The organism is Cytobacillus sp. SAFR-174 (assembly GCF_051964675.1).
GTDB lineage: Bacteria > Bacillota > Bacilli > Bacillales > Cytobacillaceae > Cytobacillus.
Window position 1 is genome coordinate 22,598 of the sequence record NZ_JBQCMZ010000035.1, and the last position, 13,671, is coordinate 36,268.

11 protein-coding genes are annotated in these 13,671 nt (G+C 40.9%); 8 read left to right on the forward strand and 3 right to left on the reverse strand.

Annotated features, from left to right (window positions below; all coding sequences use genetic code 11):
- The first annotated feature begins 85 nt into the window (after window positions 1–85).
- The 6 genes from ACTHRG_RS22755 (at window position 86) to ACTHRG_RS22780 (ending at window position 7,541) form a co-directional block, all read left to right on the forward strand.
- A complete protein-coding gene (locus ACTHRG_RS22755) occupies window positions 86–1,096 on the forward strand; it encodes a LacI family DNA-binding transcriptional regulator (RefSeq protein WP_440232100.1) in 1,011 nt (336 codons plus the stop codon).
- Window positions 1,097–1,167: 71 nt separating this feature from the next.
- A complete protein-coding gene (locus tag ACTHRG_RS22760; RefSeq protein ID WP_440232101.1) occupies window positions 1,168–2,400 on the forward strand; it encodes an ABC transporter substrate-binding protein in 1,233 nt (410 codons plus the stop codon).
- 58 nt (window positions 2,401–2,458) lie between these two features.
- Window positions 2,459–3,322 carry a carbohydrate ABC transporter permease gene (locus tag ACTHRG_RS22765; RefSeq protein ID WP_440232102.1) on the forward strand — a complete coding sequence of 288 codons (864 nt, stop codon included), beginning with the start codon at window positions 2,459–2,461 and terminating at the stop codon, window positions 3,320–3,322.
- Complete coding sequence (locus ACTHRG_RS22770) at window positions 3,322–4,143, forward strand: carbohydrate ABC transporter permease (protein ID WP_035330520.1); 822 nt, start codon at window positions 3,322–3,324, stop codon at window positions 4,141–4,143. Before ACTHRG_RS22765 ends, ACTHRG_RS22770 begins: the two co-directional genes overlap by 1 nt.
- Before the next feature lie 34 nt (window positions 4,144–4,177).
- Window positions 4,178–5,863, forward strand: a complete 1,686-nt coding sequence (locus ACTHRG_RS22775) for a glycoside hydrolase family 13 protein (RefSeq protein ID WP_076256141.1) — start codon at window positions 4,178–4,180, stop codon at window positions 5,861–5,863.
- 58 nt (window positions 5,864–5,921) lie between these two features.
- Window positions 5,922–7,541, forward strand: coding sequence for a glycoside hydrolase family 13 protein (locus ACTHRG_RS22780; protein WP_076256144.1), 1,620 nt, complete (start codon window positions 5,922–5,924; stop codon window positions 7,539–7,541).
- 62 nt (window positions 7,542–7,603) lie between these two features.
- Here the strand turns inward: ACTHRG_RS22780 and ACTHRG_RS22785 are convergent, their stop codons facing one another.
- On the reverse strand, window positions 7,604–7,762 hold the full coding sequence (locus tag ACTHRG_RS22785) for a hypothetical protein (RefSeq protein ID WP_175609035.1): 159 nt from the start codon (window positions 7,760–7,762) through the stop codon (window positions 7,604–7,606).
- Between the two features lie 131 nt (window positions 7,763–7,893).
- On the opposite strand from ACTHRG_RS22785, the gene ACTHRG_RS22790 reads away from it, so the two are divergent.
- Window positions 7,894–9,309 (forward strand): FMN-binding glutamate synthase family protein, encoded by a 1,416-nt coding sequence (locus ACTHRG_RS22790; RefSeq protein ID WP_076256146.1) that lies wholly within the window; start codon window positions 7,894–7,896, stop codon window positions 9,307–9,309.
- Between the two features lie 40 nt (window positions 9,310–9,349).
- On the opposite strand, the gene ACTHRG_RS22795 is transcribed toward ACTHRG_RS22790, so the two are convergent.
- Together ACTHRG_RS22795 and ACTHRG_RS22800 are read right to left on the reverse strand one after the other, a co-directional pair.
- Window positions 9,350–10,840, reverse strand: coding sequence for a spore germination protein (locus tag ACTHRG_RS22795; protein ID WP_076256149.1), 1,491 nt, complete (start codon window positions 10,838–10,840; stop codon window positions 9,350–9,352).
- A 117-nt stretch (window positions 10,841–10,957) separates the two neighbouring features.
- Complete coding sequence (locus ACTHRG_RS22800) at window positions 10,958–11,848, reverse strand: TetR/AcrR family transcriptional regulator (protein ID WP_076256151.1); 891 nt, start codon at window positions 11,846–11,848, stop codon at window positions 10,958–10,960.
- A 185-nt stretch (window positions 11,849–12,033) separates the two neighbouring features.
- Between ACTHRG_RS22800 and ACTHRG_RS22805 the strand changes: the two genes are divergently transcribed.
- Window positions 12,034–13,575: a DHA2 family efflux MFS transporter permease subunit gene (locus tag ACTHRG_RS22805; RefSeq protein ID WP_076256153.1), complete on the forward strand. Its 1,542-nt coding sequence runs from the start codon at window positions 12,034–12,036 to the stop codon at window positions 13,573–13,575.
- The last annotated feature ends 96 nt before the right edge of the window (window positions 13,576–13,671 follow it).

Genomic DNA, 13,671 nt, shown 5'->3' on the forward strand with positions numbered 1-13,671 from the left:
ATATTGAAAAGGCTTACACTTCATGATAATATTACAGCGTAAACGTTTTCGTTACAAAAAATCAGTAACTTAAAGCAGGTGGGATATGTCCTATACCATCAAAGATGTTGCCAAAAAGGCAAATGTCTCTATTGCAACAGTCTCCAGGATTTTGAATGGCCAGGGAGGTTATTCGGAAAAAACAAAATTCAAGGTTCTTAAAGTGATAGAAGAACTGGGCTATCAGCCAAATGCAGTGGCAAGGGGATTAATTAATAAGAGAACCCATACGATTGGGGTGCTTTTCCCAAAGCTATCGAGCTCATTGGTTACCGATCTGCTGGATGGCATTGAAAAGGCTGCAAATGATAACGGTTCCAGTGTGATTGTCTGTCATACTGAATCAAATGGCGAAAAAACGATGAAGTATCTTCAGCTGCTTATTGAAAAAAGGGTAGACGGAATCATTTTCGCAAGTGAAATTCTAAAGGATGAATATTATCAATTTGTAACCAAAACCAGCATGCCGATGATTCTGCTTTCGACAGAGTCCTATGCGTACCCGGTGCCTTTTGTAAAAGTTAACGATTTTCATGCAGCATATGCAGCAGCTAAGCATTTAATCGACAAGGGTCATACCAGAATTGGGATGATAAGCGGGAACAAGGAGGATATCATCGCGGGTATTCCCAGGATTGAAGGATTTAAGAAAGCTTTGACCGATCATAACATACCGCTGGGGTCTGAAAATATTGTATTCAGCAGGGGATTTACATTTCCTGATGGTGTTGAGGGCTTGAAAAGTCTTATCAAACAGTTTCCGGATGCAACGGCAATATTTGCAGCAAGTGACGAAATGGCTATAGGTGCCTTATCAGCAGCTTATCAGATGGGAATAAGGGTCCCAGACGAAGTGTCTGTTATAGGATATGATAACTTGAATCTTGCTGAAATGTCCATTCCGCCGCTGACAACAGTAGAACAGCCTCTCGCAAAAATGGGTGAAACGGCTGCAGAAATGCTTTTTTCCATTTTAGAAACAGGCGAAACTCCGGAAAGCCGGATCATGCAGCATAAAATCATTGAAAGAATGAGTGTGAAAGAGAGCAAGTCATAACTCTCTTTTTCTCAGGTTAATTACGTAAACGTTTACGTGATTTAACTATAAAACAAATAGGGGGATCTATCATGTTAAAAAAAATGACTGCAGGTGTAATGGCATTAACTTTAGGAGCATCTTTACTGGCTGGATGTTCATCTGATGGTGCTGAAGATGGAAAAGTAACGCTTGAGTTGTTCTCTAATAAATCAGAAAGCATCGAAACGTACAAAGGATTAATTAAAGAATTTGAAGCGAAAAATCCAGACATTAAAATTAAATTAGATGCACCGCCGGAAGCAGAAACAGTTTTGAAAACACGTTTGACCAAAAACGATCTGCCTGACATCATGTCTATCGCTGGTAATGCTACATACGGCGAGCTTGGCCGTGCAGGCGTTCTTGAGGATTTTTCAGGGACAGATTTAGCTAAAACAGTTCAGCCATCCTATATCGATATGATCAATCGTCTTGTCGGACCTGAAGAAGAAGGCACTTTCGGACTTCCATATGCTACAAATGCGAATGCCGTAATTTATAACAAAGCAAAGTTTGAAGAACATGGCCTTGAAGTCCCAACTACCTGGGATGAATTCATTGCCAGCCTGGAAAAGGTAAAAGCTGCCGGTGACACACCAATCTACTTCACATTAAAAGATGCCTGGACAGGCATGATTGCATGGAACTCACTTGGCGCTAATGTAGCAGGTGAAGATTTTGCGGAAAAGAAAAACGCAGGTGAAACTTCTTTCGCGGATAAATATGATGAAGTTGCAGACAAGATGGCTACTTTAGTTCAATTTGGCCACAAGGACAATATGGGTGTCGCTTACGGGGATGGAAACAATGCATTTGCGGCTGGCAAATCTGTTTTTTACCTGCAGGGCAACTGGGCAATCCCTGAAATTCTTAAAGCAAATCCTGACATGGAACTTGGTGTATTCCCAATGCCTGTTACAAACGATCCTGCACAAAACAAACTTGTTTCTGGTGTAGATGTTCTTTTAGCAGTCAGCAAAGACACTGAGCATAAAGAAGAAGCGATGAAATTTGCTGAATTCATGATGAATAAAGACACGGCTCAAAAGTATATTGACGAGCAGAAAGCTTTCTCAGCCATTGAAGGAGTGTATCAGGAAGATCCTGTGTTTGAAGGAATCAAAGCTAACTTTGAAAATGGCACCATCACAAGCTTCCCCGATCACTATTACCCTGCGGGCATGGGAGCAGAAAACCTTGTTCAGGAATTCCTGATCAAGAAAGATAAAGAAAAATTCCTGAAGAAAATGGACAGCGAATGGGAAAAAGTTCAAAACCGCTAAAGGCATCGGGCCAGGGAACCTTATGGATTTCCTGGCCTTCTAAAAAGGAGTTGTCGTTATGAAAAAGAAAAACAGTGTGTTTCTCATCATTACCATACCCGCTTTCCTTCTTTTCTTCATTTTCCACAGCTTTCCCGCTTTGCAGGGGATTTTTTACAGCTTTACAGATTGGAAAGGGTATGGAGATTGGAATTTCGTTGGGTTAAAAAATTACTTAAACGTTTTTAAAGATGAACGGGCAGGGGATGCCTACTTATTTACTTTTAAATTTGCCATTGTTGCGACCATTTTGGTCAATATCATAAGCCTTCTTGTGGCCATCGGGCTTAATTCCAAGATAAAGTTTCACAAAACGCTTCGGGCAATCTACTTCCTGCCTTACATTCTGAGTATCTTGATTGTTGGCTTTATCTTTAATTTTATTTTTGCTCATTTCCTGCCGCAGATTGGCGATGCATTCGGATGGGAATTTTTGACCCGAAATATTCTTGGAAACCCGGACCTTGCCTGGATCGGAATTGTCATTGTAGCCGTTTGGCAGGCTGTATCCTTTAATACGATTTTGCATCTTGCAGGGCTTGTGACAATTTCAGAGGATTTATATGAAGCAGCAAGCATTGACGGTGCCGGTGTCTGGACAAAGTTTTGGAAAATTACGTTTCCGCTCATCGCGCCATTTTTCACCATTAATATGGTTCTCTCATTGAAAAACTTCCTTATGGTCTTTGATCAGATTGTTGCCTTGACTGGAGGAGGTCCTGGAAAGTCGACCGAATCCATTTCCTTGTTAATTTACAGAGGAGGATTTGAAGGCGGCGAATTTGCCTATCAATCAGCTAATGCGGTCATATACTTCATCGTCATCATCGTCTTTTCTGTTATTCAGCTGAAATTCTTAAATAAAAGAGAGGTGGAAAACTAATGAATCGCAAAAAAACGAGCTGGCTTGTGACCACTCTATTAATCTTAGGTTCATTGCTCATTCTTTTTCCACTGTATTTAACCATTACCATTGCGTTTAAAACACCGCCTGAAATGGCAGGGAATTTACTTGCTCTTCCTAAATCGTGGTCATTTGACAACTTTGCACAGGCCATCGAAATGACTAATTTCTTTAATGCGTTTAAAAACAGTGCATTTGTTACAATATTTGTTGTCATTTTTACTGTGTTAACGAACTCGCTTGTATCTTATGCCATCGCCAGAAATCTTCATAAGAAGTTTTATAAGTTCCTATACTTCTATTTTTTAAGCGCGATGTTTATTCCTTTTCCAATCATCATGCTCCCGCTTGTCAAACAGACCAGTGCATGGGGAATGGATAACCTGGTTGGATTAATCATTTTGTATATCGTCTTCAACCTTTCTTTTAATGTGTTTATCTATATTGGCTACATTCGTGCCATTCCAGTTGAACTGGAAGAAGCAGCTATTATGGACGGAGCAACCACATGGGGTGTGTTCTGGAAAGTCATTTTTCCGCTTCTGGCACCAATGAATGCAACAGTCGCCATCATTACGAGCCTAGGCGCATGGAATGACTTCATGCTTCCGCTTGTCCTGCTGAGCGATCGGGAAATGGCCACACTTCCCCTGGTGCAGTACATTTTCCAGGGCCAATTCAGCACAGATTATAATCTTGCATTTGCCTCCTATTTAATGGCACTTGCGCCAATGATTATTGTGTACATCTTTGCTCAAAAATGGATCATAAGCGGTGTAATGAAGGGTTCAATAAAATAAAGATGAAATTATTCTTTGATCGGAGTTGTAATAATTGAACAAAACATGGTGGAAAGAAAGCGTTATTTATCAAATCTACCCAAGAAGCTTCAATGATTCAAATGGGGACGGGATTGGCGATATCAACGGTATCACTGAAAAAATTCCATACTTAGCCGAATTGGGGATCGACGTTATCTGGCTATCCCCCGTTTACAAGTCACCTAATGATGATAATGGCTATGACATCTCAGATTACCGTAATATTATGGATGAGTTCGGAACTATGGAAGACTTTGATGGCATGCTGGCAAAAGCCCATGAATACGGCATCAAAATCATGATGGACCTTGTTGTTAACCATTCAAGCGATGAACATCAATGGTTCCAGGAATCGCGAAAATCTAAAGATAATCCATATCGTGATTATTATATCTGGAAAAAGACGGACAATGGCGAGCCCCCTACTAACTGGGGAGCAGCGTTTGGCGGAAGTGTATGGGAATATGATGAACAAACCGGTGAATATTATCTGCATCTGTTCAGCAAAAAGCAGCCTGACTTGAACTGGGAAAATCCTGTTCTGCGAAATGAAGTGTATGAAATGATGCGCTTCTGGCTGGATAAAGGCATTGATGGATTCCGCATGGATGTCGTCAATTTCATTTCAAAAGATACGAGCTATCCACAAGGGAAGGTCCGTGAAGGACATAAATATGGCGACGGCAGCAAGTATTATATGAACGGTCCAAGAATTCATGAGTTCCTGCAGGAAATGAACAAAGAAGCCCTTAGCCCGTATGATACCATTACGGTCGGCGAGATGCCTGGTGTAACAGTTGATGAAGGTAAACTCTACACCGGCCGGGACAGAAATGAATTAAATATGGTATTCCATTTTGAACATGTGGGTCTTGGAGATGGACAATACGGCAAATGGGATCCCCGCCCCTGGAAATTGACTGATTTGAAAGAGATCTTCAACAAGTGGCAAAAGGGCCTTGAAGAAGATGGCTGGAACAGTCTGTACTGGAGCAACCATGATCAGCCCCGCGCCATCTCCAGATGGGGAAATGATTCAGAGGAATACCGGGTAACTTCTGGTAAGATGATTGCTGTTTGCCTTCATATGATGCAGGGGACTCCTTATATTTACCAGGGCGAGGAAATCGGCATGACAAATGTTAAGTTCAATGATATCAATGATTACCGTGATATCGAAACATTGAATGCCTACCGTGATCTTACACCGGATTCCTTAACACATGATGAAATTTTCAAAGGCATTCATGAGAGAGGCAGGGATAATGCGAGAACGCCTGTTCAGTGGGATGCCGGCCCGAATGCAGGCTTTACAGACGGAAACCCTTGGATCAATGTGAACCCGAATTACGAGGAGATTAATGCAGAAGCAGTCTTAAAAGACGAAGACTCTATCTTCCATTTTTATAAGAAGCTCATTCAGCTTAGAAAGCAAAATGAAGTGATTGTATATGGAACATTCGATTTACTAATGGAAGAGAATGAGCAAATTTTTGCTTTTACACGAACTCTGGGTGATGACCAGCTGCTTGTAATCTGCAACTTCAGTGATGGAACACCGGACTTTAAGCTGCCGGGACATGTCCTTTATTCGTCTAAGGAATTACTGATATCCAACTTGACTGCAGATGAAAATGAAGAAATTGATAACCTGACACTCAAGCCATATGAAGCTAGAGTGTACAGTTTGAAAAAATAATGACAGGGCCTTTTTAGGGCCCTTTTTTACGAAGAATTGATGATAATGAGGTGGCCCTGTGAGTAAAAAGTGGTGGAAAGAAGCTGTTGTATATCAAATTTACTGGAGAAGCTTTTTTGATTCCGATGGTGATGGCTATGGTGATTTAAGAGGGGTTATAAAAAAGCTTGATTATATTAAGAATCTTGGCGCTGATGTGATTTGGCTGAATCCCTTTTATCAATCACCAGACCGGGATAATGGCTATGATATTTCAGATTATTATGGGATTATGGAAAAAGCCGGTGATATGGCAGCTTTCGATGAGCTGATCCACGAAATACATCAGCGTGGGATGAAGGTCATTATGGATCTGGTTGTGAACCATACTTCTGACCAGCATCCCTGGTTTTTAGAATCACGCTCCTCAAAAAATAATCCGAAAAGAGATTGGTATATTTGGAAGGATCCAAAGGATGGCAGGGAGCCAAATAATTGGCGCTCCTATTTTGCTCCATCCTGCTGGGAATGGGACAAAACAACAGGACAATATTATTATCATTCCTTTGCAGTCGAACAGCCGGATCTTAATTGGGAAAATCCTGAACTGCGCCAGGAAATCTACAGAATGATGCGCTTCTGGCTGGATAAAGGCATTAACGGGTTTCGAATGGATGTGATTAATTTACTGGCCAAAAGAGAAGATTTATCAGATGCTGAGAATCCTTATGATATAAGCTACCTGGCCAATAACCCCGGAATCCATGACTATCTTCAGGAAATGCACAGTGAAGTCCTTCAGCATTATGATGTGATGACTGTGGGTGAGATCCCGTTTGTTTCACCAGAAGAGGGACTGCTCTATGTGGATGAAAGCAGAAATGAACTGAACACTCTGTTCCATTTTCAGGTGGCAGATGAAATGCCGGTATGGGATATGCTGAGATTCAAGGAAATCCAAACAAGCTGGCATGAAGGCCTTAAGCAAAAAGGGTGGAATTCGCAATTCCTTAACAACCATGATCACACAAGACAGGTTACCCGCTATGGAAATGATAGCCAGTACCATATTCAGTCTGCGAAGCTTTTGGCAGCTATGATTCATACCTTGCCTGGAACTCCTTATATCTATCAGGGCGAAGAAATCGGCATGACAGGTGTGAGATTTGATTCCATTAATGACTACAATGATATTGCTATGAAAAATAAATATCATGAAGAAGTTTCAAAAGGGCGTGATCCTCAGGAGGTTTTTGAAAGCTTATTGCTTTTGAGCCGTGATAACTCCAGGACGCCGATGCAGTGGAACGCCAGCAGCCAGGCAGGCTTTACAGCTGGTGAGCCATGGATCAAAGTGAATCCGAATTATAAAGAAATCAATGCCGAAGCAGCTCTGAAGGATCCAGACTCGGTGTATTATTTTTACCAAAAGCTGATAGAATTAAGAAAACAAAACGAGGTTATGGTTTACGGAGACTATAAGGATCTATTGCAAGATGATGAACACTTGTATGTTTATACACGCTCCTATAAAGATGTAACCTGGCTGATTGTTTTAAACCATGGCGACGAGCAGCAGGCGTTCACATTTGATGGCTTTGCAAATCGGGAACTGATTCTTTCTAATTATAATAATGACTTTGGTAAAAATGAAGAAATACTGCTTCCGCATGAAGCAAGAATTTATAAGATTCGATGAAACTAATCAAAATACTCTATGTGCAAATAACAGCCGGCATCCGAAAATGCCGGCTTCTTTAGTTAATTCATCTCTCCATCACTGGTTCTTCTGTCTGTTTTCTCGGGAGGAATCTTAGATAGCTGGTCCATAGGCTCCATCATAGATTCAAGGAGACTTCCTTTAACTAGGTTTTCTTCATTAATATTATTCGACTGAACATTCCCGCGGTTGTCCATCATTTCACCTCATTTTATATTTTCACATAGAGTTTACTTCCAGCTTTGTGATTATTCCAAAAGCCGAAAAGTCATAGGTTAAATTCCCTCTCAATGGAGATAATGGAATCAAAAAGTTCTTTTGGAGAAGACTAATGACCAATATATTATTAATTGCAACACTTGTAATGATTTCCTTATTATATATTTTTTTATTATTTATGCTTGTTATCGGCTGGCGCTGGATCATGAAGCGTGCAGTGAAGCAGGCAGGAAAAATTATAATGACTGACAGCTATCAGGAAAACCTCATTGAGCTGATTCCCGGCTTTAAGCATATGGGCATTCAAAATGCGCTTGAAAATAACCTGCGGGCCGAAACAGGTGATGTCCTGCACCGTCCCTTTGGCTCATCGAAAAAATGGCCGCATTTTGAAGAAATTACGTTTATCCCTGCACAGACATCCCCTTTCCCCATTGACGGTGAGGAAGACGTTGATGTGAAAGTGACAATTGGTCCAAAAGCGAGAAAGCCGATGAAAATCAAAATTCCCCTTATGATTAGTGGAATGGCCTATGGAATTGCTTTAAGTGAGCAAGTCAAAATTGCATTGGCCACAGCTGCCAAGAATACAGGAACAGCCATCAATTCCGGTGAAGGCGGAATACTGCCTGAAGAGCTTGAAAGTGCAGGGAAGTACATTCTTCAGTTCTCCAAGACGGAGTGGGGTAAGGAAGAAAAAACTATTAAAAGGGCGGACATGATTGAACTTAAGCTGGGTCAGGGAGCTACACTGGGTATGGGCGGCAACATCTCCCCTGAAAATTTAACCGGTCGTGCAAGAGAAGTCATGGGGTTAAAGGAAAACGAAACTGCCCATATAATGGAACATTTTTTTGAAAAACAGACATTAAAGGATTTAAAAGAGCTGGTGGATGAGCTGCGTAAAATGTCCGGAGGTGTCCCGATCGGCGCAAAAATAGGGGCAGGCGGAAAGATCGAAGATGATATTGATCATTTAATCGAAATCGGGGTGGATTTCATCGCGGTTGATGGGGGACAAGGGGCTTCTGTCGGTGCACCTCCCTTATTGGCAGATGATTTTGGAATACCAACCCTGCATGCTATCACCCGTGCCTCAAACCATCTTGAAAAAAGAAAAAAGAAGGGGGATATCAGCTTAATTGTTTCTGGCGGCCTTTTTACACCAGGGCACTTTTTAAAAGTTCTGGCGCTTGGAGCGGATGCGGTTTATCTGGGATCTGTAATGCTGTTTACTGTTTCTCATAAACAAACATTGAATGCTCTTCCTTTTGAACCGCCAACACAGGCTGTCTGGAACCAGGGGAAATTCAAAGATGTATTTAAAACGGAGGATGGAGCTAAGTCGGCGGAAAAATTCTTGACCGCGAGCACCGAGGAAATCAAAATGGCATTAAGAGCCATGGGGAAAAAGTCATTAAAAGAATTATCCAAGAAAGATCTTGTGTCCTATGATGAACTCACCGCGAAAATGATCGGAATCCCATTTTCCTTTGAACCATGGGAGGACAAATCTAAGAAGGCATAATAAGAGCCTGGCACTTGTGAGCCAGGCTCTCTTTAGTTATTCATTCATCAATATCTTTCTTAACCTTTGATTTTTTCTGAGGCTGGAACCGATGGGGATTTTGTGTTCTTAAATATACAGGCCTCAAAGGCTGAAACGGGAATCTTATAAATGAATCTTTCAAGTCCCGATATCTGGGCGGATAAAACGGCTCCATAAAAGGTCTGCCGAGAGATGTGAGCCTGATCATATGAGTTAACAAAATACAGGAACAGAACAGCACACCTACAAAACCCCATAAATTTGCGAATATTAAAAATGGAAATCTTAGAAATCGGATAGTATTATTCATCTTATATACAGGTGTAGTAAAAGCGGCAAGAGCTGCAAGGGCGATAAAGATTAACAGGACATTACTTGTCAGTCCTGCCTGAACAGATGCAGTCCCGATGACAATCCCCCCTACGATACCGATTGTCTGGCCAACTTTCGTAGGCAATCTGGCTCCAGCTTCTCTTAAAAGCTCTATTACCAGTTCAAGCATTAACGCTTCATAGAAAGGAGGCAAAGGAATATGCTGTCTTGAAGTTACCAGTGTTCCTAATAAATCGGTGGGGACAAGCTCCATATGATAAGTAAGCGTTGCAACATAAATGGACGTGATCTGTATGGAAAAAATAACAGAAAAGGCCCGCAATATTCTGGCAAAAGAAGCGATAGTCCAATTTAAAAAATAATCTTCAAAGGAACTGAAGAATTCAGAAAACGTTGTAGGGGTAATCAGTACATGCGGTGACCCATCTACGGCTATCACTATTTTTCCTTCAGCAAGGACAGCGGCTGCCCTGTCCGGTCTTTCTGTATCCAGCAGCTGAGGAAAGGGAGAATTCTTATTATCTGAAATGAGCTGTCCAATGTAAGAACTGTCAGTGATTTCGTCAAAATCAATATTTTCGATTCGTTCTTTTACCATGCTGACATTATCTTTATTCGTAATTCCCTCAATATAGAGAACGGCCACTACTGTTCTGGATATGCTTCCGATTATATATTCCTCAATGATCAGTTCAGAGATGGGCAGCCGTTTGCGGATTAAATTCAAATTATTCTCCAGAGACTCAATAAAGGCTTCCTTTGCTCCAATAACCGTTTGCTCGACTTCCGGATGTGTGATTTCCCTGACATAAGAACATTTAGCAGCCATAAAAGCCGCTTTTTGCTTCTCGGCTTCTGATGTAACCATCACATAGCCATTCAAAAGCATATGTTCTGCTTTTGAAAGATCTTCGCAAATTTGTATGCTTGCAGATGGCAAAAGCTTTTTCAAATCATCGATTTTGTTGAACTCACCAAGAAGAAGCTGAGGGAGCAAACTCTTGGTGATCATTTTTTGGTCAGTCAGTGTTTTGAAATAAGTAAAAGAAAAACAGAGGCCAGTTTGTCTATTACTATAATGTCCTTTTTGAAAATCATGAGATCGTGAAAATGCCTTTTCCAGCTCGTCAAGTTCGACCTCTGACACAGGACTCTTCTTTTTTAACTCTTTTCTCATTCAGCAATCACCAGTTTTTTTGGCATTAAGTGTAGTGTTTCCGTTTTTGGAAGGATTATGAATGAATAGGCGGGAATAACTAAAAAAGCCTCCCGCATAATGGGGCAGGCCTGGGAATTATACCGGTTCTTCTTCCGGATGTTTAAAGCAGGATAAAACCAGATTTTCAAGATTCTCAAATTCTTTGGCATCCAAAAATGCTATACACCTGCTTAAAGATTGTAGTGCGCTTTCAATGAGAAATTTTCTTGGTTTTTTCGAATGAATCATTTCTTCCTGGATAAAGTCCAGAAGATCCATGCAATCATTCTGATCTTCCTGCTTGATGGACTTCTTCAAAGTCAATATGGATTTGCAGATAGTATGCACATTTCTATGATCTGTCTGTTTAAATCTATTTTCAATCAGTTCAGGCTTCAGCAAGTATTCACCGACTGAACTGACCTCTTCAACAACATTCCTTATCCTTTCTACACTATAACGGACCACTGGATTAATACTTGAAGTGAATTCAAAGAATTTTGTATAGTATTTTACGTTATGATGAAGGATGCCAAGGAACATTACGGCACAGTCCAGTAAATAGGGTTTCTTGTCCTCACCAAAGATTTCTATAAACCGGCTTAAAATCCAATCCACCATTCTAAGCTGGCCTTCCTTAATAAACTGCTTGAGTTCAGGGTCATTTGAAACAAGTACTTCTTCAAAAAGGGCAACCAATTTATTGGTCCGATTCATATTCATTTGTAATTCGATCTGCTGGGTGAATACTTCTAAGCTGCTTGGGTCCTGGCCAATAAGAAGTTTATTGCGTTCTGATTCCATTTTTTCATGCAATGTTTTAAAAATAGAGATAAGAAGCTCGTTTTTTGAAGAAAAATAATTATAGAAGGTCCCTTTTGAAATCCCGCTGTAATCTAAGATATCCTGAATGGATGTAGCCTGAAAACCTTTATCCAGAAATAATTGATGTGCTTTTTTTATAACATGCATTTTCCTGTTATTCATTTATAATCACCTGTCATTTTATTTGAACTATGTGTATAACTTAATAGTACCTCATTGTATTAATTTACACAAACCCTCTATTTTACAAGGATTTTTTGTTGCAAAAATTGTACTGATGGTATATTATATGATTTGTGTGTAACGAGAGTATAAAAGAATGAACTGATAGTACAGGAGGAAATGTAATGGAACAAGCAATAAATAATAAAACAGACCGGCCGCCTTATGGGATTCTCGCTGTTTTAATGATAGGGGCATTTATTGCCTTTTTGAATAATACATTGTTAAATATTGCACTGCCATCTATTATGGCAGATTTAGAAATTGAAGCGGCAACAGTGCAGTGGCTGACTACCGGCTTTATGCTGGTAAATGGTATTTTGATCCCGGCTACTGCCTTTTTAATTGAAAAATATACAGTACGCAGGCTGTTTATTGTGGCAATGGGACTATTTACAATCGGTACGCTTGTAGCGGGTATTGCTCACGTATTCCCGGTTTTGCTGGCAGGCAGAATGCTGCAGGCTTCAGGGTCGGCTATTATGATGCCGCTATTGATGAATGTAATGCTGATCAGCTTCCCGGTTGAAAAACGCGGAGCAGCCATGGGTGTATTTGGTCTTATCTTAATGTTTGCCCCTGCAATTGGGCCAACTCTCTCAGGATGGATTATTGAACATTATGATTGGAGAATGCTATTCCACTTCCTTTCACCGATTGCGGGTGTCATTTTAGTTCTTGGAGCCGTCATGCTGAAAGACAAAAAGGAAAAAGTGAATATCCGTCTGGATATGTTTTCTCTTGTTCTTTCAAGTATAGGGTTTGGCGGAATACTTTACGGGTTCAGTTCTGCAGGTAACAAGGGCTGGGACAGCCCTCATGTGTTTTTAACAATTGCAGTTGGAGTCATAAGTTTGATTTGGTTTATTTTAAAACAAACTAAATCAGAACGTCCGATGCTTAATTTTGGTGTATATAAGTACCCGATGTTTGCACTATCGTCTGCTATCAGCATGACGGTAAATATGGCGCTATTCTCAGGAATGATTCTGATTCCGATTTATGTTCAGACATTAAGGGGGATTTCACCTTTGGATGCAGGATTGATGATGCTTCCAGGTGCCCTTGTTATGGCTGTGATGTCGCCATTAACCGGAAAGCTGTTCGATAAAATCGGAGGCCGGATTTTGGCGATCATTGGGTTAGCCATTACAGTAGGAACTACGTATGTATTCAGCAGACTGACTCTTGAAACAACCTATACTCAGCTGATTATACTCAACTCAATCAGGATGTTCGGGATGTCCATGGTTATGATGCCAGTTTCAACAAATGGCCTTAACCAGCTGCCTAGAAGGCTTTATCCGCATGGAACTGCAATGAACAATACGCTGAACCAGGTGGCAGGTGCTATTGGGACAGCCTTATTGGTAACAGTTATGTCAACAAGAACGGAAACACATGCTGCGGAAATTGCGAAAGAAGCGATGAAAGGCGGGGCTATGGCTAACGGCGGACAAATGACTGAAGCTGCTGTGGCGGAAATGCAGCAGCAGGTCTTAATGAAAGCCATGCTCGAGGGAATTAACGATGCTTTCTTCGTAGCAACCTTTATCGCTGCAGCTGCACTTGTTCTGGCTTTCTTCATTAAACGCGCAACACCAATGGAAGACTCGGTTGAAGAGCCAAAGCAGGAGAATCTGGTGCCTAAATTGGCAAAAAGTTAATTACTGGAGGGGATCTTAGTAAAATGGTACCTGTAGGAAGGACACTCGAAAAAGAGAGTGTTCAACCTACAGGTATTTTTTATATACTTGAATTAA